Raw genomic sequence first — 22,572 nt, 5'->3', positions numbered from 1 at the left:
CGTCGAGGGGGCGGGACGCGAGGGACCCGTGATGCAATGGGCACCACAGAGCAGTTCACGGGGTGGAGTGGGGCGTGTTGAGCAACGGTGGGGCCGATACCGGTGGTTTCCAGCCACTGGAGGAAGGCGATCCGCAGGTCGTCGGCGGCTACCGGCTGGTGGCCCGGCTCGGGTCCGGTGGCATGGGGCGGGTCTATCTCTCGCACACGCCGGGCGGGCGGGCCGTCGCGGTCAAAGTGATCCGGCCGGAGCTGGCCGAGAACGCCGAGTTCCGAAAGCGGTTCCGGGCGGAGGTGGCCGCGGCGAGCCGGGTGCACGGGCTCTATACGGCTCCGGTCGTGGACAGCGACACCGAAGACCCCATGCCGTGGTGTGCGACCGCCTATGTGCCGGGGCCGTCCCTCGCCGACGCGGTGCGCGACCACGGGGCGCTGCCCGTCGACACCGTGCTGCGGCTGATCGCCGGTGTCGCGGAGGCCCTGCAGGCGGTGCACCGCGAGGGCATCGTGCATCGGGATCTCAAACCGTCGAATGTGCTGCTCGCCACGGACGGGCCGCGGGTCATCGACTTCGGTGTCGCGCGGGCGGTGGATGCCACGTCGGTGACGCAGAGCGGGGTGGCCCTCGGCACGGTCGCCTATATGGCGCCGGAGCAGGCGCTCGGCGGGGAGGCCGGCTCCTCGGCCGATGTGTTCGCGCTGGGGCAGATGGCCGTGTTCGCGGCGACGGGCGGCACCGCCTTCGGGGCAGGGGATCCGCACGCGGTGCTTTATCGGGTGGTGCACGAGGAGCCCGATCTCAATCGCGTGCCGGTCGAGATACGGGAGTTGGTGGCACGGTGTCTGCGCAAGCCCGCCGCCGAGCGGCCTTCCGTCGAGGACCTCATACGCTCCGTTCAGACGATCCAGGCGCATCGCGGTGACGAGGCGCGGTTCACGTCCGGCGCGTGGCTGCCGGGCGAGCTGGCGGCGGGCATCGCGGCTCGGGCCGAAGGCGCCGATCAGGCCCGGGCGGGGGTGACTCAGGGCACTCACGCTTCCGGCGGATTCGGGCCCGCCGGTTCCGGCGACTTCGGGCCCCCGGCAGCCTACGCCGCCAACTCGCCGTCCCATGCCGCGCTGCCCGGACCCTTCGTGATGGGGCCAGGCGCCGCGCCGGGTCCGTACGCTCCGCCTTCCTGGCCGCAGCCGCAGGAGCCGGCGGCCGCACAGACGTCCTCGGTGGCCTCGGGTGACACCGGCCGCAAGGCCCGGGGCTGGTTGTTGTCGGCGGCTGCCGTCGTGCTCGTTGCCTGTGGGGCGGCCGCAGCGCTGCTGCTCGTTCCGGGCGACGGCGACAAGAGCGACGGCCGGGCGCAGGAGGTGGGCGCATCACCGTCGGCCACGGCCGCCAAGGCGTCGCCGCCGGCGTCCGGCTCCCCGTCCTCGGCCTCGGCCTCGAAGAAGCCCAAAGCCACCAAGTCCGCTCTGCCGCCCAGCCCTTCGGGGGCCGCGACGCCCACCCGGACCACAACCTCGGCTCCCCCGACAGCCGCACCCAGCAGACCCCCGTCGCCGACGGCCCCTGTCCCGGTGACGTACGCAGGGATCCGGATGACCAAGAGCCACGACCTGTATCTGGCAGACACTCCGGTGCGGTCCAGGGCGGACACCGGGACCTCCGACGAGGATCTGACGTACGCCGTCTACTCCTCGGGCGCGGTCCTCGCCCCCGGCACCGACGCCGGCAGCTCCCTCGCCCTGCTGCCGGTCGGTCGGCAAGGGGGCCTGGACGTGTGCAAGGCAGCGACCGGCTACAAAAGCTACATCTGGGTCAAGGACCTCACCGTCGGCCAGCAGATGTGCGTGATCAGCGGGACGGGGCACGTGGGGCTGGCGACGTACCAGGGCTCGTCCGGGACGACGTACGCCACCTTGGACGTGAAGGTGTGGCGCAACGCGGCCTAGGAGTGGTCCAGGAGGGCTCGTCCGCGACGCGTACGACCGCCAGAGAGATGTTGCAGATGCAGTAGCGCGCCGGACGACAGAGGCGCGACTGTCTCGTGAGGGCGGATGGCGCGCTGTGTGAGGCATCCGCCCAGGCACTGGGTGACGAGGGACGTGGTGCGCCGCCCGGGTTCGAGCGGTGGGCTGTCGTCGACGCTCACCTGGCGCAGCCCGTCCGGCCCTGGTCATCCCCGTCGGTGAGCTGGCAGGATCGCGCGCATGTTCCAGGAACTCTCCCGTATCGGCAGACGTCGGGCCCTGCAGGGTTCGGCCGCCGCCTTCGTGGCCTTCGGGCTGCTGTTGTGGTGGCTGCTGCCCCTGGGCAAGAGCTCACCGGGCGGAACGGTCTCCTTCAGCACCGGGTCGGCGACCGGGGTGTACCAGCTCTACGGGACGCTGCTGCAGGAGGCTCTCGCTAAGGACATGCCGCGCCTGAATGTGAAGCTACGGGAGAGCGTGGGCTCCCAGCAGAACGTGGAGCGGGTGGCCACCGGGGAGGACGACTTCACCATCGCGGCGGCAGACGCGGTGAAGAAGTACCAGCGGGAGGGCGGTCGGGGCGCGGATCTGCTGCGCGGCTGCGCGCGACTCTACGACGACTACGTGCACGTGATCGTCCCCCAGACATCCTCCGTGGAGAACATCGCAGATTTGAAGGGCAAGAAGGTGGCGGTCGGGCAGCCCGGCTCCGGAGTGCGGCTGATCGCGGAGCATGTACTGAGGGCGGCAGAGCTCGATCTGGAAACTGACATCGAGCCGGTGTCCGTCGGCATAAATGAAATGCCGGAGCTGCTCGAGACGGGGAAGATCGACGCCTTCTTCTGGTCCGGCGGGCTTCCCACGGGTGCAGTGACCGAGCTCTCGAACAGGTTCGACATCAAGCTGGTCCCGATCAATGAGGCCCTCGTGAAGGAGCTGCACAAACAAGGCGGGGAGGCCGAGTACTACCGGTCCGCCGTGATGCCGGCGGAGGCCTACCCCAGCGCCCAGTCCGGAGAGTCCGTGCCGACGGTGGCGGTGGCGAACCTCCTCGTGACACGGGCCGACACGGACGCGAAGCTGACCGAGGGGATGACCCGCACAGTGATCAACAGTCGCGACAGCATCGGCGAGAAGGTGCACGCGGCACAGCGGGTGGACCTGCGGACCGCCATCTACACCGACCCGTTGGACCTGCACGAGGGCGCGGGGCGCTACTACCGTTCGGTCAAGCCGTAGCGGCTCGTACGACGGCCGCGGTCCGCGCCAGGCCAAGCCCCCTCGGCAAACGCCCCACAGGCGCCTTAGCAGCCCGTTCAGGCGCCGGGCACCGTCCGCGGCACGCTCACCGTCACCTTCAGGCCGTGCGGCTCGTGGTGTTCGTACACGATGGAGCCGCCGCCCGCGGCCAGCAGGGCCCGGGAGATGGACAGGCCCAGGCCCGAACCCTTGACGTTCTGGTGACTGGGGCTGCGCCAGAAGCGGTCGCCGACGCGGGCGAGTTCCTCGTCGCTGAGGCCGGGACCGCGGTCGGCGACCACGACGGTCGAGACCGTGCCGTTGGAGGCGACCTCGACCTCGACGCACTCTCCCTCAGGGGTGAACTTCAGCGCGTTGTCGATCACGGCGTCCAGGGCGCTGGATAGGGCGACCGGGTCGGCCCAGGCGGTCGTGGCGGGGCAGGTCCCGACGAGTCGTACGCCCTTGTCGTCGGCGACCGGCGACCATGACGCCACGCGCTCGGCGGCCAGCTCTCCGATGTCGGTGAGCCGCAGGTCCGCCTCGGCGTGCTCGGCGAGAGCGAGGTCCAGGAGGTCGTCCAGGACCTGGGCGAGGCGCTTGCCCTCGGTGCGGACGGAGGCGATCTCCTCGTTGCCCTCGGGGAGTTCCAGTGCGAGCAGTTCGATGCGCAGCAGCAGGGCGGACAGGGGGTTGCGCAGTTGGTGTGAGGCGTCGGCCACGAAGGCGCGCTGCTGCTCCAGGACGTCCTCGACGTTGTCGGCCATCTCGTTGAACGACCGGGCCAGACGCCTGAGTTCCGGCGGCCCGCCGGCAGCCGCGACGCGGGACTTCAGCCGTCCGGTCGCGATGTCGTGGGTGGTGGCGTCGAGGACGCGTACGGGCCGCAGCACCCACCCGGTCAGGCGCAGCGCGGCGCTGAGCGCGAGGAGCATCGCGGCGATCTCACCTGCACCGATGATCAGCCAGCCACGGAGGATCTTCGAGCGCATCTGCCCGGTGGGCGAGTCGGTGACCACGACGGCGAGGACGTCGCCGTCCCGGATGACGGGCGACGCTACGACGAGACGGTCCCGCTCCCACGGCCAGACCTGCTTCGGGTCGTGGCTGCGACGGCTCTGGAAGGCCTCGTCGAACGCGTCGCGAAGCTCGCCCTGCTCGGGGACGTACCAGTCCACGGGCGCATTGGCCATGACATTTTCGCGGTAGAAGACGCCGGCCTTGATGTCGTACAGCCCGTTGTACTTGATGAGTTCCCTGGTGAGGGTCTTGAGCCGCTCGTTCGGGGAGTTGACCCGTGAGCCCTTCGGGGGGCTGGTGACGAACTGTGCGAGGGACGCGAAACGTGCCGTGTCGTCGATCCGGTCGACGACCACCTTCTGCTGCTGGGCGGCCGCCAGGCTGATGGCGAGAGGGACGCCGAGCGCGAGCAGCACCGCCGCCATCAGGACGATGAGCAGCGGGAGGAGTCGTGAGCGCACCTGAGCCCGCTATGCGACGGGCGCGACGAGCCGGTAGCCGACGCCGCGCACGGTCTCGATCAGGGCCGGCATGCGCAGCTTGGAGCGCAGGGAGGCGACATGCACCTCCAGGGTGCGCCCGGTCCCTTCCCAGCTGGTGCGCCACACTTCGCTGATGATCTGCTCCCGCCGGAACACCACTCCAGGGCGCTGGGCGAGCAGCGCGAGAAGGTCGAACTCCTTGCGGGTCAGTTGGACAACCGAACCGTCCACGCTGACCTGACGGGTGGGCAGTTCGATACGTACGGGACCCAGGTGCAGTGCGGTCTCTATAGGGACAGTCGTTTCGTCGGGAACGTTGCGCCTGCTGACGGCGTGGATACGAGCCAGCAGTTCACCGGTGTCATAGGGCTTCACCACGTAGTCGTCGGCGCCTAGATTGAGGCCGTGGATCCGAGAACGTACGTCGGAGCGCGCGGTCACCATGATGACCGGGGTACTGGTGCGCTTACGGATCTTGCCGCACACCTCGTAGCCGTCCTGGTCGGGCAACCCCAGGTCGAGCAGGACCACTCCGAAACCCGCGCCCTCCGGGACGAGCGCCTGGAGCGCCTCCTCCCCGCTGCGGGCGTGCGTGACGTCGAAGCCATGGCGCGCGAGGACCGCGGACAGAGCGGCGGCGACATGGTTGTCGTCCTCGACGAGGAGCAGTCGCATTCCGGCCCCCTTCGGTTCATCGGCCATACAGTCTCGGCGCGTAGAGATGAGCACGCGCACGTGCACCAAGGCAGTCACGCCGATGCGCAAGTACGGCGTCAAGAGGGTTCGGGTCGCGGCGGGTTTCCGTTACCCAGCCGGTACGGACCGGAGGCGACCGTTCACGAAGAGTGTCCGGTTGCTACCAGATCGTTATGCTCAATTTCCCCTCAGATGTAATGACGCTGGTCGTACGGCGTTACTACTGTCCTCCGCAACCGAGGAGGACGGAGCAAGAGGCCGATGACCGAAGTATCGGTGACCAAGGACGCCGTACCCACGGCCGACGATCTGGTCGTGCTGAAGAACGTCAACAAGCACTTCGGCGCGTTGCACGTGCTCCAGGACATCGACCTGACCATCGCTCGTGGTGAAGTCGTCGTGGTCATCGGACCCTCCGGGTCCGGAAAGTCCACCCTGTGTCGCGCCATCAACCGCCTGGAGACCATCGAGTCGGGAACCATCTCGATCGACGGAAAGCCGCTGCCCGAGGAGGGCAAGGAACTCGCCCGGCTGCGTGCCGACGTCGGCATGGTCTTCCAGTCGTTCAACCTGTTCGCGCACAAGACGGTGCTCGAAAACGTGACGCTGGGCCAGCTCAAGGTCCGCAAGGCGGACAAGAAGGCCGCAGAGGAGAAGGCACGGGCGCTGCTCGACCGAGTGGGCGTTACCGCCCAGGCGGACAAGTACCCCGCACAGCTCTCGGGCGGTCAGCAGCAGCGTGTAGCGATCGCTCGGGCGCTGGCGATGGACCCCAAGGTCATGCTCTTCGACGAGCCGACCTCGGCCCTCGACCCGGAGATGATCAATGAGGTCCTGGAGGTCATGCAGCAGCTCGCACGCGACGGCATGACCATGATCGTCGTCACGCACGAGATGGGCTTCGCTCGTTCGGCTGCCAACCGTGTCGTCTTCATGGCGGACGGCCGAATCGTCGAGGAGGCTGTGCCGGACCAGTTCTTCAGCAACCCGCGCAGTGACCGTGCCAAGGACTTCCTGTCGAAGATCCTTCACCACTGACGACCTGCGCCACCCGCAACGACGGCATTCTCTTCACCACCCAAAGGATGTTCACCATGAAGCTTCGCAAGGTCACCGCCGCGGCGGCCACTGCGCTCGTCCTCTCCCTTACCGCGACGGCCTGTGGTGGAGACGGCAAAAGCGACAGCGCCGACTCGGGGTCGGGCTCGGGCGGCGGCGACAAGATCAAGATCGGCATCAAGTACGACCAGCCCGGTCTGGGCCTGAAGGAGCCGGACGGATCCTTCTCCGGCTTCGACGTGGACGTGGCGACGTACGTGGCCAAGGAACTCGGCTACGACGCCGACCAGATCGAGTTCGTCGAGACCAAGACCCCCGACCGGGAGAACGCACTGAAGCGCGGTGACGTGAAGTTCATCGCGGCCACCTACTCGATCAACGACGAGCGCAAGAAGTCGGTCGACTTCGCCGGCCCCTACCTGCTGGCCCACCAGGACCTGTTGGTCAAGGCCGACTCGGACATCACCAAAGCCACGGACCTCAATGACAAGAACCTGTGCTCGGTGACGGGCTCCACCTCGGCGCAGAACGTCAAGAACGACTTCGCCCCGGAGGCCAACCTCACCGAGAGGAGCGGCTACTCGGAGTGCATCGCCGCTCTGCAGAGCGGCGCCGTGGACGCGTTGACCACGGATGACTCGATCCTCGCCGGCTTCGCCGCGCAGGAGCAGTACAAGGGCCAGTTCAAGCTCGCCGGCCTCAAGCTGAGCAACGAGAACTACGGCATCGGCGTGAAGAAGGGTGACACCGAGACCCTCAACAAGATCAACGCCGCCCTGGAGAAGATGGTCAGCGAAAAGGCCTGGGACAAGGCGGTCACGGACAACTTCGGTCCGGCCAACTACAAGAACGAGCCCGCGCCGAAGATCGGCCAGATCGTCAAGTAGCGCGAGGGTTCACTGGCGTGCCGTCGCCGATTGCGATCAAGGCGGCGGCACGCCGCGCTGTCCACGTACGACACACACCCGGAAGCGCGGGAAATCGTGTTCGACTTTCTTTCAGAGTATGACGACCCGAGCCTGTTGGGCGCCTTCTGGACGACGGTACAGCTCACCGTCTTCTCTGGCGTCGGCTCCCTGGTCTGGGGCACCATCCTGGCCGCGATGCGGGTCAGCCCGGTGCCGCTCATGCGCGGTTTCGGCACGGCCTACGTCAACATCGTCCGGAACATCCCCCTCACCGTCATCATCGTCTTCACCTCGCTCGGCCTCTCCGACATCTTCGGCGTGACGATGGGCGCGTCCGAATTCGACGTCCGAGGGTTCCGCCTGGCGGTCCTCGGTCTCGTCGCCTACACCGCGGCCTTCGTCTGTGAGGCGATCCGCTCCGGCATCAACACGGTGCCGCTCGGACAGGCCGAGGCGGCCCGTGCCATCGGACTGAACTTCACTCAGACCCTCCGGCTCATCGTCCTGCCGCAGGCCTTCCGTTCGGTGATCGGCCCGCTGGCCAACGTGCTTATCGCCCTGACCAAGAACACGACCGTGGCGGCCGCGATCGGCGTGGCCGAGGCTGCCCTCCTGATGAAGGAAATGATCGAGAACGAGGCTCAGACGCTGCTCATCGGCGCCGTCTTCGCATTCGGGTTCGTGGTACTGACCCTCCCGACCGGCCTCTTCTTCGGCTGGCTGAGCAAGCGACTGGCGGTGAAGCGATGAGCTCCGTTCTCTACGACACTCCGGGGCCCCGCGCCAAGCGGCGCAACGTGCTCCTCTCGGTGGTCTTCTTCGTCCTGCTCGCCCTGCTCCTGTGGTGGGTCTGGCAGACCATGGACGACAAGGGCCAGCTGACGTGGGCCCTGTGGAAACCGTTCACGGAGTCCCAGGCCTGGACGACATATCTGCTGCCGGGCCTCGGCGACACGCTGAGGGCCGCGGCACTGGCCATGCTGATCGCTCTTCCGCTGGGCGCGGTCTTCGGTATCTCGCGCCTCTCCGACCACCGGTGGGTGCGGGGTTCGGCCGGCGTGGTGGTCGAGTTCTTCCGGGCGATCCCGGTACTGCTTCTGATGCTGTTCGCCAACGAGTTCTACGACCGCTACACGAACGTCACCAGCGAACAGCGGCCCCTCTACGCGGTCGTCACCGGCCTGGTGCTCTACAACGCGTCCGTCCTCGCCGAGATCGTACGGGCGGGCATTCTGTCCCTGCCCAAGGGCCAGTCGGAGGCCGCGATGGCCATCGGCCTGCGCAAGGGCCAGACCATGACCAACGTCCTGCTGCCGCAGGCCGTCACGGCCATGCTGCCGGCCATCGTCAGCCAACTCGTGGTCATCGTGAAGGACACCGCACTGGGCGGCGTGATGATCGGGTTCACCGAGCTGCTCAACACGCGCGGCACTCTTGCTGCCAACTACGGCAACGTCGTTCAAAGCTTCGTCGTGGTGGCGGTCATCTACATCGTGCTCAACTTCATCCTCACCAGCTTCGCGAGCTGGCTGGAGAAGAGGCTGCGGCGCAGCAAGAAGAGCACGGGTGCGGTCCTCGGGGCCGACAACGTGGACGACATCAACGCCGGCGAGGTGGGGGGCACGGCGGCGACCGGTGCTGGCGGCGGCGGAATCTGATGGAGAGTCAAAGAGCGTGACCCGTACGGAGGCAGTGGCGTGATCGCCACTGCCTCTGTCACTTGACGCAAACACCGGCAATAGGTTGCATACGTTCTGTGATCGCGCACCCCGCTCCACCTGCAAGTCCCGATAAGACACTCAGGACACCGCTCCGGGCAGGGGGAGCCACGCCGTGGACCCGGTGATCATTGTCGGAGCGGGGCCCGTCGGGCTCACGCTGGCGTTGGCCCTGGCGCGTCAGGAGGTGCCTTCCGTCGTTCTGGACGAGGGACCGGGTAAGGACGAGCAGCGGCTTGCACGAACCGTCGTACTGCGCGAGGACACTGCCGCGCTCATGGAGCGGCTCGCTGGAATCCCGATCGCCGAGGCCGGATTCCGTTGGGCCGGATGGCGGTCGATGCGGCGCAAGCAGGTGATGCAGCAGATCACGTTCGGCGACGACGAACCCGCTCCGCTGCACATCGCCCAGCACGTGCTGACGGCCGCCCTGCGGGACGCGATCGCGGGCGAGCGCCTGATCAAGGTCGCCGTGGAGAACCGCCTCGACTCGATAGAGCAGGAGAAGGCGGGCGTGACGGCGCACACCCGCGGCCCCAAGGGCACGTGGTGGCGCGGCAGTTACCTGATCGGCTGCGACGGTCCGCGCTCGACCGTGCGCAAGCTTCAGGACATCCGCTTCGCGGGACGTACGGCCGTGGAGCGGCACGCCGTCGCGGCCCTGCGGACGGAACTTCCGTGGCCCGGTGAGGCGTTGTTGCACCGGATGCCGCCGTGGCGGACGTCGGGGCCTTCGGCCGGGGAGGTGACCGGGCGTCCCCTCGCCGACGGCGTGTGGCGGCTGGACTGGTTGCTGCCGCCGGGGAAGGACCTGGTCACTCCCGACCTGCTGGTGGCGCGCGTCCGGGAGACCCTCGCGGGCTGGAGCGGGGGCTCCACACCTCCGTACGAACTGCTCGACACCGGAGTCCACATCGTCCACCACCGCCTGGCCCGCCGGTGGCGGGTCGGCCGGGTCTTCCTCGCCGGAGACGCCGCACATCTGTTGGGCGCGCTGGGCGCCCAAGGGCTCGACGAAGGCCTGCGGGACGCCGACAACCTCGCATGGAAGCTGGCCCTCGCCTGGCACCACGGTCCGCATGAGGCGCTGCTCGACAGCTACCAGGTGGAACGGCGCGCCGTCGTTGCCGCCCGGCTCCGCGCGGCCGACCAGTCGCTTCCGCTGCTGCGCGCCGGCGGAGGCCTGCGCTCCGTCGTGCCCGGCTCGGCCCGCGGCCACGATGCGCTGCTCACAGACGGTCACCTCGGACGCGGCCCGCTGGGCGCGCCGGGGGCGTACGCCGATTCGCCCCTCACGCCTCCACGCACCGAGTCGGCGGCCGAGGTCGCCACGGAGGCGGGTGCTCCGGTCGTCGATGTACGGGTGACGGCGGAGGACGGTTCGTTCGTGCAACTGCGGGATCGGCTGGGTCGTGACGTGCTCCTCGTGCTGTTGATCGCGCCGGGTACGGGTGTGTGGGAGCGCAAGCACTGGATGACGGCCGGGATCATGCCTCGCCTCGCGGCCGCCGTGACGGCGCTGCCGCACCCCGCCGAACTGCTCGTCGCGGAGGCTTATCCCGGCGCCGCCGCACACACCGTGCTGCTGATCCGCCCCGACGGACACCTGGTCACGGCGCTGAGCGGGGTGCGCCCGGCCGATCTGTACGAGGCCGCCGAGGCGACGCTGGGCAGACCACGGGCCACGGCCGAGGCCCCGGCGGGAACGAGCTGAGCCGCCCCTGTCCACAGGGTGCCACCGAGCCCCTTGTCCATACAGCGACCCCGAGTTGACCGGCCCGCACCGCCATGGTGTACTCCGGCTCGTGACAGACACCTGTGTGCACCTGTGGCGGAGGGTCCATATGGACCTCATCCGCTATGCGGGCTGCGTGTGTCACTCGTCCTGCTGAATTCGCATCCCAGTCACCCGCGCGCGCCACCCACTGCTCGGCCCGCGCCCCCGCGCGAACACTCATCAGGACGGTACCCGTGTCTGTGTCACCCTCTGTCTCCGCACCCACTGACAGCACGCCCACTCGCACCACCCCCACCCAGGCCGACCTGCTCGACTTCGTCCGGCAAACGGCCACCGACCCTGAGCTGATCGCCTCACTCCCGCTCGACCCTGAGGGCCGTACCTGGGTGCGTCTGGAAGGCCCCGGCGGCAGCGAGGCCTGGCTCATCGGATGGCCGCCCGGCACCGGCACGGGCTGGCACGACCACGCCGAGTCGGTCGGGGCCTTCCTCACGGCGTCGGGCGAGCTCAAGGAGAACTCGCTCACGGCCCGGCTGCCCACCGACGGCTGGAAGACCCTGGAACTCACCGAGGGAATCGACCAGGAACGACGACTGCCGGCCGGCAAGGGACGCGCTTTCGGTCGCAACCATGTGCACGAGGTACTCAACGAGTCCACCGAGCAGCACGCGATCTCCGTCCACGCCTACTACCCGCCGCTGCCCCGGATCCGCCGCTACAGCCGTACCGGCCAGGTCATGCGCCTGGAGCAGGTCGAACGGCCGGAGGACTGGCAGTGAGCACCGAACGACCCCTGGGAATCGACGAGTTGCTCGAGCGCGTCCGCTCGGACCTCGACCGTGTAGAGCCTGCGGATGCCTACCATGCCGCGCAGGCCGGCGAGGCTCTACTGGTCGACATCCGCTATGCCGCTCTGCGCGACCGCGACGGCCTGATCCCCGGCGCCCTCGTCGTCGAGCGCAACGAACTGGAGTGGCGACTCGACCCACAGGGCAGCCATCGCGCCCCCGAGGCCACGAGTCATGATCTATGGGTCGTGGTGGTCTGCAACGAGGGCTACGCGTCGAGCCTCGCTGCCGCGTCACTGCGGCAGTTGGGGCTGCGCCGGGCTACGGATCTGGTGGGGGGCTTCCAAGCGTGGCGGGCGTCTGGGCTTCCGGTGACGTCTTAGGTGACGTCTTGGCTGTCGGGACTCCAAGCGCCGCTTTCGGAGTTCCAGGCGCATTGGCGCGCGGCGGGCGGCGGGTGGCGGGGGACCGGACGCGGCGGTTACGGAGTACAGGGCGAGCGCGCGTCCGTACGTCGCGTGAGTAACGTGAATGGCGTGCGTACCCGGCTACTTGGGCATATGTAGCGGTGGGGGCCCCTTCATGTAAGGGGTCCCCACCATTGCGTCCGTTCCTTACTCCTTGGCCGTCGCCACCGTGACGGGCAAGGGCATCAGCGCGGCTCGCCCCGGCAGGGCGGTCGCGACGAGGGCCAGAAGTCCGGCCACCCCGACCACCGCGACGTACACCAGGGGTGTGACCGCTGGTGCCGCGCTGCCGGTCATACCCACGCTGAAGGCCGTCAGCACGGCGAGCGCGATGCCGCTGCCGAGAGCTGCAGCCAGGAGCAGGACCGACAGCGCCTCGGTGCGCAGCATCCGCAGCACTTGGCGGCGGGTGGCTCCCGCGAGGCGGAGCATCGCGAACTCTCGGACGCGCTCGGAGACCGACATGGCCAGCGTGTTGATGACAGCGATGGCAGTGAAGGCCAGGACGAGCCCCATGGCGACATAGTTGACCTCGGCGTTCGCCTGCTGGCGCTCGGCCTGCAGGGAGTCCGCGGTGTCCGGCGAGAGAACCTGGACGCCCGGGAACTTCCGGACGCCGGCCGCGAGTTCTTCCTGTGAGCGGGTGGTGGAGACGAGGACCGTGGCCGCGAGTGGGTTGTCGACGTGGCGGGCGACCAGTTCGTGGGCCATGGTGAGGTCACCGAAGCCCAGGCCTTTGGCGTAGACGGCGACGACAGTGAGCGTGACGGGTTTGCCGTCGCCGAGAGTGAGCTTGAGCGTGCTGCCTGGCTTCAAGTGGAGCTGGTCCGCGGCGAGTTCGCTGACGGCGACGGTGTCGCTCGTGAGCTTCGCGACGGAGCCCGCGGTGACGTCGGGGTCCCACGTGCGGGTGAGGCCGGCGGGCGTGACGCCCTGTGCCGCGTACTTGTCGAGGCCGACCCGGACGGTTGTGCGGACGACTTCGGTGGCGACGTCGTCGTTCGTACGCAGCTGCTGTGCGGCCTGCGCCGGGACGCCGGGGCCCTGCGCGGCGAGCACCCAGTCGGCACGTATGCCCTCGCGGGCCTGGGCGCGGGCGGCGTTGCCGAGGGTCGGTTGGACGAAGAGCACGGTGCAGGTCATTCCGATGAGGAGGGTGAGCGGCGTGACGACGGAGGCCATGCGGGCGGCGTTGCCGCGGAGGTTGGCCTTGGCGAGCCTGCCGCCGGGACCGGTCAGCCGCAGCGGGCCGCCCAGGATTGCCGCAGCGGCCCTCACCAGGAGCGGACCCAACAGCGCCACGGACGTGGAGAGGACCACAACGGCCAGGAACGTCACGGGAGTCGAGGCCGGCTCGGTGCGCAGGACACTGAGTACGGCGACCAAGACCGTGCCTCCGGCGAGCAATGCGAATCCTGCGAGAAGGCGTCCCCATGCGGGCCGGGTGCGCTCGACCCTGGCCTCGGCAAGCGCCTCCGCCGGGCGAATGCGGGTGATGCGGCGTGAGGAGATACGGGCCGCCGCCCAGGCTCCGAACAGGGTCGCGGCGACCGCTGCGAACAGCGGGAAGACACTGACCGTGTGCTGAAGCGTGGCCGGGACGGCTCCCATGGCGACGAACCTGCCGTACAGCCAACTGCCGAGAGGCAGTCCCATGAGTGCTCCGGCGACTCCGGCACCCGCGCCGACGAGCAGGGCTTCACGGCCGAGCAGCTTGCGGATCTGCCCCGGTGTGGCGGCGATGGCGCGCAGCAGAGCGAGTTCGCGGTGGCGCTGCTGCACCGAGAGCGCGAAGGTGCCGACGACCACGAGTACAGCGACAAGCAGGGAGGTACCTCCCATCGCCCCGCCCATGCTGATCAGCTTGGTGCGGGCGGTGGCGGCGTCCAGAAACTCGACGGGGCCGCGCTCGTCGCCCGCGCTGATCTTCGCGGTGGTGCCGTGCAGCACCTTGGCTACGGACACCTTGAGGGCAGCCGGGTCCGTGCCCTGAGCCGGGATCACGCCGAACGCTGTGACCTGCCCGGGGTGCGCGGCAAGGCGCCGGGCCTCGGCGGTGGAGAAGAAGAGGGACGTCTGGTGGCGTACGTCGTCGCCGGTGGGCGCAGCGATTCCAGTGATCCGGTACGCGCGCGGGCTCTGGGTGGACTGGACGGTGAGGTGGTCACCGACCTTGAGGTCGGCGCGGTCGGCGAGGTAACGGTCGACGACCAGATCGCTCTGTGCCCTGGGAGGGGTGCCGGCGGTCAGGGTGTACGGGGTGAGGGCGGCGGAGTCCCAGGCGTGGCCGTAGGGGGTCCTTTCGCCAGTGCCCGCAGGCGTCAACGGCTGGGCTAAGAAGGTGAGCTCGGGGATAACCCTGGCGACGCCCGGAGCTTTGTCGAGTTGTGCGGCGAGGTCCTCCGACAGCCAGGCCCGCTCGGCGATCGGCTTGGCCTTGTGCTTGGTCTTCGTCTTGCCCTTCTTGCGCTTGACGGTGGTCTGGTGGACGTTCTGGTCGGCGGAGACCACGACCGGGGCGGCGGCATAGCGCTCGGTGCCGATGGTGCCGCGCAGCCCGGTTTCCAGGAGGGTGCCGCAGGCGGTGATGAGAGCGGCCGCGCACATCAGGGCGACGAAGGCCCCGAGGAAACCGGCTGTGCGGTCCCGGACGGTCTGCAGGGCGTAGCGCAGCATCATGAGGTCTCGGTCTCTTTTCTGTTGTCGGGCGTGGAGTCGCCCGTGGCGTCGATCCGGGAGTCGTCCAGAGCATCGGACCGGTCGGCTCCCGGCGCATCGGCCTGGGCGGGGAAGGCGAGGAACCGGGTGAGCACCATGCGCGCGCCGGGCGGTGTGTCGGCTTCCGGGCGCTTATAGCGGTTGAGGAGCGCGATGTACTCCTCGAAGAATGCGCGTAGTTCGGGGAGCGTCAGCCGGATCGTGCCGCGTGAGTACGGGAAGGCATCCGCCCACGGGTCGTCGGTCGCGTCCCGCTGGAGCTGCTCGAAGAGTTCGAGGTCGGCGGCGTACGCGTGATGGTTCAACTCGTCCATGACGAGCCGCATTTCGGGACTCTGGCGGTTGCGGGGCGGGAATCGGCGGTCGCCGGGGACAGCCCGCCACCAGCGCTCCCGGCCCTGGCCGATGCCTCCGTCTGCCACTTCGGTCTCCTCGACGAAGCCGTAGCGGGCGAGTTCGCGAAGGTGGTAGCTGGTGGCTCCAGTGTTGAGGCCGAGGGCCCGGGCGAGCGTCGCGGACGTGGCGGGGCCGTGCACCGTGAGGTGCTGCAGCATTCGCTGCCGCCGGGGTTGTGCGAGAGCTTTGAGGGCGGCGAGGTCGGTGAGCTCGATGGGGGCGGACGGCGCCGTCGAGGGGCCGGTAGGGGCAGGCCCTTGTTCTGCGGGGTCTGTGTCGCCGGGTTCCTGGGGCATGCGTACACAGTCGCCTGTGCACAGGTATCTGTGCATTGCGGCGGCCCAGCGTCTTCAGCGGGGGGTTAACCCCACCTGACAGGCGAAGAGTTGGGCCGTGGAGCTCACGGGTCCGGACGAGCGTCAAGCCCTGAACGCGATCGGCGCCCCCGCGCGTCTACCGTGCTCAGGACCCGCGAAGGGCCAGCTGCTACCCGGCAGCCAGAGTGCGCCTTGCAGCCACGAGGGACCTCTGGATCAGGCCCCCTCGTCCCCCAACCCCTCCGTGTCCTCCCCCTCTTCCTCCAGCGCCTGCCGGACCACTCTGAGCGCCATGCCCTCGGAGTAACCCTTGCGGGCGAGCATGCCCGCGAGGCGCCGTAGCCGCTTGTCGCGGTCGAGGCCTCGGGTGGAGCGGAGCTTGCGTGCCACTAGCTCCCGCGCCGTCGCCTCCTCCTGCTCGGAGTCGAGCTGTCCGACCGCCTCGTCGATCAGCGTCGAGTCCACACCCTTGGTCCGCAGCTCCTGTGCCAGCGCCCGCCGGGCCAGGCCCCGGCCGTGGTGCCGGGACTCCACCCAGGCATCCGCGAAGGCGCTGTCGTTGATCAGGCCGACCTCTTCGAAGCGGGACAGCACCTCATCCGCCACATCGTCCGGGATCTCGCGCTTGCGCAGCGCGTCCGCGAGTTGCTTTCGCGTGCGCGGAGTCCCGGTGAGCAGACGCAGGCAGATGGCCCGCGCCCGCTCAGCCGGGTCCCCTGAAGGCTCCCCCGCCTCGGCCCTCGACGAGGAAGGGGTGCCTCCGTCCTTCGAGCCGCCGGACGACTCTCCGAAGCCGCGCCTCCGGCGGCCACGAGACCGTCCATCACGGCCACCGCCCCGACTTACACCGCTGCTTGGCGCACAGTCACCCCGCCCCAAACCGTCGGCAGGGGGCGGACCGTCACCACGGCGCGGGCCACCGTCCGGTCCGCCATCACCGTCCGGATCACTTCTGTACGCCCCCTCGGCACCCAATGCGCCGGTGCCGTCCGGCCCGTCACCGCCGTTCGCCCTGTCGTCGTCTCCGATGGAGCCGACGCCACCTCGATGCCCCTGCACCTCCGGGGCACCGGGATAGACGTACTCGGCCCAGTCGGTTCGTCGCGTCATGGATCAGCTCTTGGCCGCCGCGGCCTTCGACTTGGTGGCCTTGGCCGCCGGAGCGGGCACCGCCTTCGCGGCCTCGCCCGGGACTGCCGCGACCGCCGCGTCCGCGCCCGGCTCGACCGTCGGCTCCTCCGGCTTCAGCTTCACGCCGACGCCCAGCTTCTCCTTGATCTTCTTCTCGATCTCGTTGGCGAGGTCGGGGTTGTCCTTCAGGAAGTTACGAGCGTTCTCCTTGCCCTGGCCGAGCTGGTCGCCCTCGTACGTGTACCAGGCGCCGGCCTTGCGGACGAAGCCGTGCTCCACGCCCATGTCGATCAGGCCGCCCTCGCGGCTGATGCCCTGTCCGTAGAGGATGTCGAACTCGGCCTGCTTGAAGGGCGGTGCAACCTTGTTCTTGACGACCTTGACACGGGTGCGGTTACCGACCGCGTCCGTACCGTCCTTCAGGGTCTCGATGCGGCGGATGTCCATGCGCACCGAGGCGTAGAACTTCAGCGCCCGGCCACCGGTCGTGGTCTCCGGGGAGCCGAACATCACGCCGATCTTCTCGCGCAACTGGTTGATGAAGATCGCGGTGGTCTTGGACTGGTTGAGTGCGCTGGTGATCTTCCGGAGGGCCTGGCTCATCAGGCGGGCCTGCAGACCCACGTGCGAGTCACCCATCTCGCCCTCGATCTCCGCGCGCGGCACGAGGGCGGCGACGGAGTCGATGACGATGAGGTCGAGGGCGCCGGAGCGGACCAACATGTCCACGATTTCCAGGGCCTGCTCGCCGTTGTCCGGCTGGGACAGGATCAGGTTGTCGATGTCGACGCCGAGCTTCTTCGCGTACTCGGGGTCGAGGGCGTGCTCCGCGTCCACGAACGCCACCTGACCGCCGGCCTTCTGCGCGTTCGCCACCGCGTGCAGCGTCAGGGTCGTCTTACCGGAGGACTCCGGTCCGTACACCTCCACCACTCGGCCGCGCGGGATGCCGCCGACGCCGAGCGCTACGTCGAGTGCGGTCGACCCGGTGGGGATGACCTCGATGGGCTCGTTCGGCCGCTCGCCCATGCGCATCACTGCGCCCTTGCCGAACTGCCGTTCAATCTGTGCGAGTGCGGCTTCGAGGGCCTTCTCGCGGTCGGTTCCTGCCATGGGTTCCACCCGATTTGCTTGAGTCGATCGCTTCACGTCAAAGACGCTAACGCCTGCCACTGACAATGCGCCCCGACGCCCGTCCTGCCTGTGGATAACTCGGGCACTTCCCCGCGAAATCGCCGTCGAGAGCCCCGCCGGAGATTCCATAAGAATGGATGTTCGATTTTGGTGTCAAGCGCACCACCCGCCTCAACCGCGACCCGTGCGTGGATGCCCTACGAGGAGTCCCGCATGGCTTTCCCGGGCGCTCCCTCCGCCGCTTCCTCTCCCACCACGGGCTCCGTCTGCCCGGACCCGCGCACCAAGCCTCGTATGCGCGCGAGGAGAGCGCCTGAGCCCCGCCTGCGGTGTCCGTGTACCCGGGGGTCGTCCGTGACGTCGTACCGCTTGACATACGCCCCCAGGAAGGCCTGCAGCGTGGCGACGGCTGGGATGGCGATCAGTGCGCCGACGGCGCCGAGCAGCGCGGTGCCCGCGATGACGGACCCGAAGGCGACTGCCGGGTGGACGTCCACGGTCCTGGCGGTCAGCTTGGGCTGCAGCATGTAGTTCTCGAACTGCTGGTAGATCACGACGAAGACCATCACCCACAGCGCGTACCAGGGATCGACTGTGAAGGCGATCAGCATGGGCAGGGCGCCGGCGAGATACGTGCCGATCGTGGGGATGAACTGCGAGACCAGACCCACCCAGACGGCGAGCACGGGCGCGTAGTCCACGCCGAGGGACTCCAGCAGGATGTAGTGCGCTACGCCCGAGATCAGCGCCATCAGTCCGCGTGAGTAGATGTATCCGCCGGTCTTGTTGACGGCGATCTCCCAGGCGCGCAGCACCTCGGCCTGGCGGGCGGGCGGCAGTACGGAGCACAGCGCGCGCCGCAGTCGCGGTCCGTCGGCGGCGAAGTAGAACGAGAACAGTGTGATCGTCAGGAGCTGGAAGAGACCGCCCACGACCTGGGCGGACACGTCGAGGACACCGCCCGCGCTGTTCTGCACGTACCTGCGGAGCCAGTCGGAGCGGAGCAGGCTGTCCTGGATGTCGACGCGGCTGAGCTCCGTCTGGAAGGTCGTGTTGATCCAGCTGATCACCGAGTCGACGTACTTCGGGAAGTCCTCGACGATGTCGACGATCTGCCCGGCGAGCATCGAGCCGAGCAGTGTGACGAAGCCCGCGCTCACGATCATCACGGCGAAGAACACGAGCGCGGTGGCCAGTCCTCTGCGCATACCGTACGCAGCCATCCAGCTCACCGCGGGTTCGATGGCGAGCGCCAGGAAGAACGCGATCAGGATGTTGATCAGCAGCCCGGTCAGCTGGTGGAAGGCCCAACTGCCCAGCTGGAAGCAGGCGATGAGGGCGAGGGCGAGCACCATGGCGCGCGGTAGCCAGCGTGGCATGCGGGCGCGCGCCGTCGGGCCGTCGGTCGAGGGTCGCGTGGGCGGCGTCGTGCCGAGCGGGGATGCCTGCTGTCCGACCTGGGCGGTCTCATCTGTCGATGCCACCGTGCAAGTCTCGCTCACACCACCGACAATCGGTCCCGGTCCTCGGATCTTCGTGGTCGGTCAGCGCTTTTCGTACGGAACGTTCATGGCCGTGCACACCGCACGCCACACGTCCTTCGCCTCCCAGCCCGCGTCCAGCGCCTGGTGAACGGTGCGCCCTCCGAGCTCCGACATCACGTGATCGCGCGCGAAGGTGTCGGCGTACCCCTTGCCGAAGTGTTCCGCCATCCGCTGCCAGAAGACCGTCAACCGCATGACTTCAGTATCCCGCCCCTGAGAGTGGGGCCGAGCCGGGACCGCTTGTCGAGAACGCTTTCCGTCCTACGGTCGGACCATGGCCGAAACCGGAGCATCCCCACTCCCCCCGAAGCGCCCGGCACACTCCCAGCTAGCCCGCGCCGAGCACTTCGTCTGGCTCACCGCGCGCGTGCTGGAGCAGCGGCGTTTCGCGTACCACTTCCTCGGTGGCGATGCCGACGCGGTGGAGACCGCGCTGGCCGCCTACCGTAATCAGGACGAGGGATACGGCCACGCGCTCGAGCCCGATCTTCGTGGCCCGGTCAGCCAGCCCCTGCACACCGGGCACGCGCTGCGTGTCCTGGACTCGATCGGGCGGTGCGGCGGGCAGCGGGTAGAGCGTGTGTGCCGCTATCTGACCGCCGTGTCGACGCAGGACGGCGCGCTGCCGGCGATCCATCCCAGCCAGCGCGGCTATCCCGTGGCCCCCTTCGTGCCGGTCGTGGACGATCCGCCCAGTGAACTCCTCGCCACAGGGCCCGTGGTGGGCCTGTTGCACCGCAATGAGGTGTGGCACGCCTGGCTGTTCAGGGCCACCGATTTCTGCTGGCAGGCGGTGGAGTCTCTGGAGAAGTCGCATCCGTACGAGATCGAGGCGGCCGTGGCCTTTCTGGACTCGGCTCCCGATCGTTCGCGCGCGGAGGCGGCCGCCGACCGGCTCGGCCGTCTGGTGCGCGAGCACCGGCTCGCGGCGCTGGACCCGGAGCGGTCTGAGGAGTTTCCGGTGGCGCCCGGTTACGCGCCGGGCGAGCACCACTTCGGGCACGACTACGCAAAGACACCGGACTCGCTCGCGCGCGCGTGGTTCACCGACGAGGAGATGGCGCGCTCGCTGGACTTTCTGGCCGACGCGCAGGAGGAGGACGGCGGTTGGCCGATCCGTTGGCGTCAGTGGGCGCCGGGCACGGCCCTGGAGGCGCGTCCGATCGTCACGATCGAGGCGTTGCGCACTCTGCGGGCGTACGGGCGCCCTGTCGGCTGACGTGTCCGGGGGCTTCCAGGGCGGCGCGTACGTAAACCGGCCCTCATACGCGCGCGTGCCGCCAATCGGCCTCCACGCGCGCGTGGCCGCCCTGTACGTCAGCCGGTCATCGCCCGCACCCCTGCCGTGACCACCACAGCCGCCGCGACGACGAGCAAGAAAGGAGCCCGCAGAAGCAGCGCCACGGCGGCTGCCGCGAGCCCGGCGGCCTTCGCGTCCAGGACCAGGGCCCGGCCGTCGGCGAAGGTCTGCTGGGCCGTGAGGGCGGCCAGCAGGGCGACGGGCAGCAGGGCGGCCAGCCGTTGGACGAGCGGCCGTTCCAGGACCCCCGCGGGGACGAGGAGACCGATGAGCTTCACGGCATAGCAGCCGACGGCGGTCACGGCGATCGCGATCCAGATGTTCAACGGTCCTCCCCTGCTGCGTCGTTCGCGGGCTTCACAGCGGTCGTACGCCCCTTGCGGCGGCCCTCCGCCCACAGGACAGCCGGGGCGGCGAGCGCGGCCACCAGGACGGGCACACCGGCGGGCAGTACGGGCAGGAGTCCGAGGCCGAGGACGACCGCGAGGCCCGCGACGGCCCGCTCCGGGGTCGTCTTGAGCATCGGCGCGAGCAGGGCCAGGAAGACGGCGGGCCCGGCGGCGTCCAGGCCCCATGCGTTGGTGTCGCCGATTGCTTCGGCCCCCAATGCGCCGAGCAGCGTGGTGAGGTTCCACAGCACGTAGAGGGTCAGTCCAGTGACAGTGAAGCCGATCCGCACACTGCGTCGTGTGGGTTGAGCGAGCGCTACGGCCGCGGTCTCGTCGATGACCCACTGGGCAGCGAACGGCCGCACCGCGCGTGGGAGGGCCAGCAACTGCGAAAGACGCAGCCCGTAGAAGGCGTTGCGCACACCAAGGAAGAACGCGCCCGCGGCGGCGGTGAACGGGTTGCCTCCGGCCGCGAGCGCTCCCACGAGGGCGAACTGCGAGGCGCCGGTGAACACCAGGAGGCTGAGCGCGCAGGTCTGCAGCAGGGTGAGGCCGCTTCCTGCCGAGGTCACCCCGAAGGCGAAACCGGACAGTCCGACGGCGATCCCGACTCCGAGGGCGTCTCGTACGACGGCGGCGTCGGGTTTTCCGCCGTCTTCACCACGTGTGTCTGCGAGAGCTGTCTGTTCTGCCACGCCTTGGACCGTAGAAGGAGCCCCTCCTGTGGGTCTTGTACGTTCTTGCGCTCGCGCTGGTATGCCCCTGGCGGCACGCCCACGATCCGGGTGAAGTGGCGGTTGAGGTGCGGCTGGTCGGTGAAGCCCACGGCGTGGGCGGCTTCGGCGGGCGCGGTGCCGGCGTCGAGGAGGTGGCGTACGCGGCGTATGCGGGCGTCGGTCAGCCAGGCGTGCGGAGGCATGCCGTAGGTGTCCCGGAAGGCGCGCAGCAGCGCGAATGGACTGGTGCCGAGGTCGGCGGCGAGCCGTTCCAGGGTGGGCGGGTTGGTCATCCGTTCCTCGAGGACGGCACGCGCGCGTGCAGCGATTCGGGCGCCCGCCGTGCGCGGAGCGCGCTGCGGGAGCGGCCCGCCGTTCAGTCGCAGCAGCCGTGTGACGGCGACTCTCAGCAGGGTGTCGGCGGCGAGTGCGTTGCCCTCGTCGGTTGCACGCAGCACTTGGTGGACCAGGCGTACGGCGTAGGGGTCGTCGAGCACCGGGGTGGTGAATCCGGGGGTGCCGCGGATCACGGTGGTTTCGGCGGCGATCTCGGCCACCAGGTCGGGGGACGGGTAGACCGCCCCGTACCGCCAGCCTTCGGGACCGCCCGCGCGACCGGTGTGCGGGGTGTCGGGGTTGACCAGGGCCAGGGAGCCGGGTCCCGCGTACTGGTCAGCGCCGCCGTGGTGGAAGACCTCGACGCCGTCGGCGATGGCGGCGATGACGAAGTTCTCGTGGGTGTGCCGGACGAAGGTCTTCCGGATGTACCGGGCGCGCAGCAGGTCGACGCCTGGCAGTTCCGGGTACTGCCAGTGCCGTGCTCGCTCGCCCGAACCTGCCATGTCCCC

21 protein-coding genes and 1 pseudogene are annotated in these 22,572 nt (G+C 69.1%); 11 read left to right on the top strand and 11 right to left on the bottom strand.

Features of this window, described 5'->3' with window-relative positions:
* Positions 1-74 precede the first annotated feature (74 nt).
* Both ACGFNK_RS37645 and ACGFNK_RS37640 read left to right on the top strand, forming a co-directional pair.
* Positions 75-1,946: a serine/threonine protein kinase gene (locus ACGFNK_RS37645; RefSeq protein ID WP_393423379.1), complete on the top strand. Its 1,872-nt coding sequence runs from the start codon at positions 75-77 to the stop codon at positions 1,944-1,946.
* A 258-nt stretch (positions 1,947-2,204) separates the two neighbouring features.
* Positions 2,205-3,203, top strand: coding sequence for a TAXI family TRAP transporter solute-binding subunit (locus ACGFNK_RS37640; protein WP_393423377.1), 999 nt, complete (start codon positions 2,205-2,207; stop codon positions 3,201-3,203).
* Between the two features lie 77 nt (positions 3,204-3,280).
* On the opposite strand, the gene ACGFNK_RS37635 is transcribed toward ACGFNK_RS37640, so the two are convergent.
* Positions 3,281-4,684 carry an ATP-binding protein gene (locus ACGFNK_RS37635; protein WP_393423375.1) on the bottom strand — a complete coding sequence of 468 codons (1,404 nt, stop codon included), beginning with the start codon at positions 4,682-4,684 and terminating at the stop codon, positions 3,281-3,283.
* 9 nt (positions 4,685-4,693) lie between these two features.
* Positions 4,694-5,380 (bottom strand): response regulator transcription factor, encoded by a 687-nt coding sequence (locus ACGFNK_RS37630; protein WP_386344866.1) that lies wholly within the window; start codon positions 5,378-5,380, stop codon positions 4,694-4,696.
* 282 nt (positions 5,381-5,662) lie between these two features.
* Between ACGFNK_RS37630 and ACGFNK_RS37625 the strand changes: the two genes are divergently transcribed.
* The 8 genes from ACGFNK_RS37625 (at position 5,663) to ACGFNK_RS37590 (ending at position 11,995) form a co-directional block, all read left to right on the top strand.
* Positions 5,663-6,439, top strand: a complete 777-nt coding sequence (locus ACGFNK_RS37625) for an amino acid ABC transporter ATP-binding protein (RefSeq protein WP_344390039.1) — start codon at positions 5,663-5,665, stop codon at positions 6,437-6,439.
* 56 nt (positions 6,440-6,495) lie between these two features.
* The gene (locus ACGFNK_RS37620) at positions 6,496-7,347 is read left to right on the top strand and encodes a glutamate ABC transporter substrate-binding protein (RefSeq protein WP_393423372.1); all 852 of its coding nucleotides are present in this window, start codon (positions 6,496-6,498) and stop codon (positions 7,345-7,347) included.
* 96 nt (positions 7,348-7,443) lie between these two features.
* Positions 7,444-8,118, top strand: a complete 675-nt coding sequence (locus ACGFNK_RS37615; RefSeq protein WP_393423370.1) for an amino acid ABC transporter permease — start codon at positions 7,444-7,446, stop codon at positions 8,116-8,118.
* On the top strand, positions 8,115-9,026 hold the full coding sequence (locus ACGFNK_RS37610; RefSeq protein WP_393423368.1) for an amino acid ABC transporter permease: 912 nt from the start codon (positions 8,115-8,117) through the stop codon (positions 9,024-9,026). The genes ACGFNK_RS37615 and ACGFNK_RS37610 overlap by 4 nt, the downstream gene beginning before the upstream one ends.
* A 175-nt stretch (positions 9,027-9,201) precedes the next feature.
* Complete coding sequence (locus tag ACGFNK_RS37605) at positions 9,202-10,800, top strand: FAD-dependent monooxygenase (RefSeq protein ID WP_393423366.1); 1,599 nt, start codon at positions 9,202-9,204, stop codon at positions 10,798-10,800.
* 91 nt (positions 10,801-10,891) lie between these two features.
* Complete coding sequence (locus ACGFNK_RS37600; RefSeq protein ID WP_393423588.1) at positions 10,892-10,978, top strand: putative leader peptide; 87 nt, start codon at positions 10,892-10,894, stop codon at positions 10,976-10,978.
* Positions 10,979-11,057: 79 nt separating this feature from the next.
* A complete protein-coding gene (locus ACGFNK_RS37595; protein WP_393423364.1) occupies positions 11,058-11,603 on the top strand; it encodes a cysteine dioxygenase in 546 nt (181 codons plus the stop codon).
* On the top strand, positions 11,594-11,995 hold the full coding sequence (locus ACGFNK_RS37590; protein ID WP_393423586.1) for a rhodanese-like domain-containing protein: 402 nt from the start codon (positions 11,594-11,596) through the stop codon (positions 11,993-11,995). The genes ACGFNK_RS37595 and ACGFNK_RS37590 overlap by 10 nt, the downstream gene beginning before the upstream one ends.
* Positions 11,996-12,226: 231 nt before the next feature.
* Here ACGFNK_RS37590 and ACGFNK_RS37585 read toward each other — a convergent pair whose 3' ends face one another.
* The 6 genes from ACGFNK_RS37585 to ACGFNK_RS37560 all read right to left on the bottom strand — a co-directional run bounded on the left by ACGFNK_RS37585 (position 12,227) and on the right by ACGFNK_RS37560 (position 19,514).
* The gene (locus ACGFNK_RS37585; RefSeq protein WP_393423362.1) at positions 12,227-14,758 is read right to left on the bottom strand and encodes an FtsX-like permease family protein; all 2,532 of its coding nucleotides are present in this window, start codon (positions 14,756-14,758) and stop codon (positions 12,227-12,229) included.
* Positions 14,755-15,489, bottom strand: coding sequence for an ArsR/SmtB family transcription factor (locus tag ACGFNK_RS37580; protein WP_393423360.1), 735 nt, complete (start codon positions 15,487-15,489; stop codon positions 14,755-14,757). The genes ACGFNK_RS37585 and ACGFNK_RS37580 overlap by 4 nt, the downstream gene beginning before the upstream one ends.
* Before the next feature lie 237 nt (positions 15,490-15,726).
* Positions 15,727-16,620, bottom strand: coding sequence for a recombination regulator RecX (recX, locus tag ACGFNK_RS37575; protein ID WP_393423358.1), 894 nt, complete (start codon positions 16,618-16,620; stop codon positions 15,727-15,729).
* A 3-nt stretch (positions 16,621-16,623) separates the two neighbouring features.
* Positions 16,624-17,754, bottom strand: a complete 1,131-nt coding sequence (gene recA / locus ACGFNK_RS37570; protein WP_393423356.1) for a recombinase RecA — start codon at positions 17,752-17,754, stop codon at positions 16,624-16,626.
* A 218-nt stretch (positions 17,755-17,972) separates the two neighbouring features.
* The gene (locus ACGFNK_RS37565) at positions 17,973-19,259 is read right to left on the bottom strand and encodes an AI-2E family transporter (RefSeq protein ID WP_393423354.1); all 1,287 of its coding nucleotides are present in this window, start codon (positions 19,257-19,259) and stop codon (positions 17,973-17,975) included.
* Positions 19,260-19,319: 60 nt separating this feature from the next.
* On the bottom strand, positions 19,320-19,514 hold the full coding sequence (locus ACGFNK_RS37560; RefSeq protein WP_344390026.1) for a DUF3046 domain-containing protein: 195 nt from the start codon (positions 19,512-19,514) through the stop codon (positions 19,320-19,322).
* A gap of 79 nt (positions 19,515-19,593) precedes the next feature.
* Between ACGFNK_RS37560 and ACGFNK_RS37555 the strand changes: the two genes are divergently transcribed.
* Positions 19,594-20,538, top strand: coding sequence for a hypothetical protein (locus ACGFNK_RS37555; protein ID WP_393423351.1), 945 nt, complete (start codon positions 19,594-19,596; stop codon positions 20,536-20,538).
* Between the two features lie 98 nt (positions 20,539-20,636).
* On the opposite strand, the gene ACGFNK_RS37550 is transcribed toward ACGFNK_RS37555, so the two are convergent.
* From ACGFNK_RS37550 to ACGFNK_RS37540, 3 genes and pseudogenes are all read right to left on the bottom strand, one after another.
* On the bottom strand, positions 20,637-20,945 hold the full coding sequence (locus ACGFNK_RS37550) for an AzlD domain-containing protein (RefSeq protein ID WP_393423349.1): 309 nt from the start codon (positions 20,943-20,945) through the stop codon (positions 20,637-20,639).
* Complete coding sequence (locus tag ACGFNK_RS37545; protein WP_393423347.1) at positions 20,942-21,703, bottom strand: AzlC family ABC transporter permease; 762 nt, start codon at positions 21,701-21,703, stop codon at positions 20,942-20,944. Before ACGFNK_RS37545 ends, ACGFNK_RS37550 begins: the two co-directional genes overlap by 4 nt.
* Positions 21,704-21,816: 113 nt before the next feature.
* Positions 21,817-22,566 (bottom strand): annotated as a pseudogene (locus ACGFNK_RS37540) (AraC family transcriptional regulator); the annotation flags it as partial.
* Positions 22,567-22,572: the final 6 nt, after the last annotated feature.

It is taken from the genome of Streptomyces sp. NPDC048825 (genome assembly GCF_043198355.1).
In the GTDB taxonomy this organism is placed as follows: Bacteria; Actinomycetota; Actinomycetes; order Streptomycetales; family Streptomycetaceae; genus Streptomyces; species Streptomyces xiangluensis.
This window is presented reverse-complemented; position numbering and strand designations above follow the sequence as displayed.

What these genes read in the sequence shown, in the direction of transcription:
- ACGFNK_RS37630 (WP_386344866.1), bottom strand. Translation starts at nt 5,380, where the DNA reads ATGCGACTGCTCCTCGTCGAGGACGACAACCATGTCGCCGCCGCTCTG.
- ACGFNK_RS37625 (WP_344390039.1), top strand. Translation starts at nt 5,663, where the DNA reads ATGACCGAAGTATCGGTGACCAAGGACGCCGTACCCACGGCCGACGAT.
- ACGFNK_RS37640 (WP_393423377.1), top strand. Translation starts at nt 2,205, where the DNA reads ATGTTCCAGGAACTCTCCCGTATCGGCAGACGTCGGGCCCTGCAGGGT.
- recA (WP_393423356.1), bottom strand. Translation starts at nt 17,754, where the DNA reads ATGGCAGGAACCGACCGCGAGAAGGCCCTCGAAGCCGCACTCGCACAG.
- ACGFNK_RS37560 (WP_344390026.1), bottom strand. Translation starts at nt 19,514, where the DNA reads ATGCGGTTGACGGTCTTCTGGCAGCGGATGGCGGAACACTTCGGCAAG.
- ACGFNK_RS37555 (WP_393423351.1), top strand. Translation starts at nt 19,594, where the DNA reads ATGGCCGAAACCGGAGCATCCCCACTCCCCCCGAAGCGCCCGGCACAC.
- ACGFNK_RS37580 (WP_393423360.1), bottom strand. Translation starts at nt 15,489, where the DNA reads ATGCCCCAGGAACCCGGCGACACAGACCCCGCAGAACAAGGGCCTGCC.
- ACGFNK_RS37610 (WP_393423368.1), top strand. Translation starts at nt 8,115, where the DNA reads ATGAGCTCCGTTCTCTACGACACTCCGGGGCCCCGCGCCAAGCGGCGC.
- ACGFNK_RS37620 (WP_393423372.1), top strand. Translation starts at nt 6,496, where the DNA reads ATGAAGCTTCGCAAGGTCACCGCCGCGGCGGCCACTGCGCTCGTCCTC.
- recX (WP_393423358.1), bottom strand. Translation starts at nt 16,620, where the DNA reads ATGACGCGACGAACCGACTGGGCCGAGTACGTCTATCCCGGTGCCCCG.
- ACGFNK_RS37585 (WP_393423362.1), bottom strand. Translation starts at nt 14,758, where the DNA reads ATGATGCTGCGCTACGCCCTGCAGACCGTCCGGGACCGCACAGCCGGT.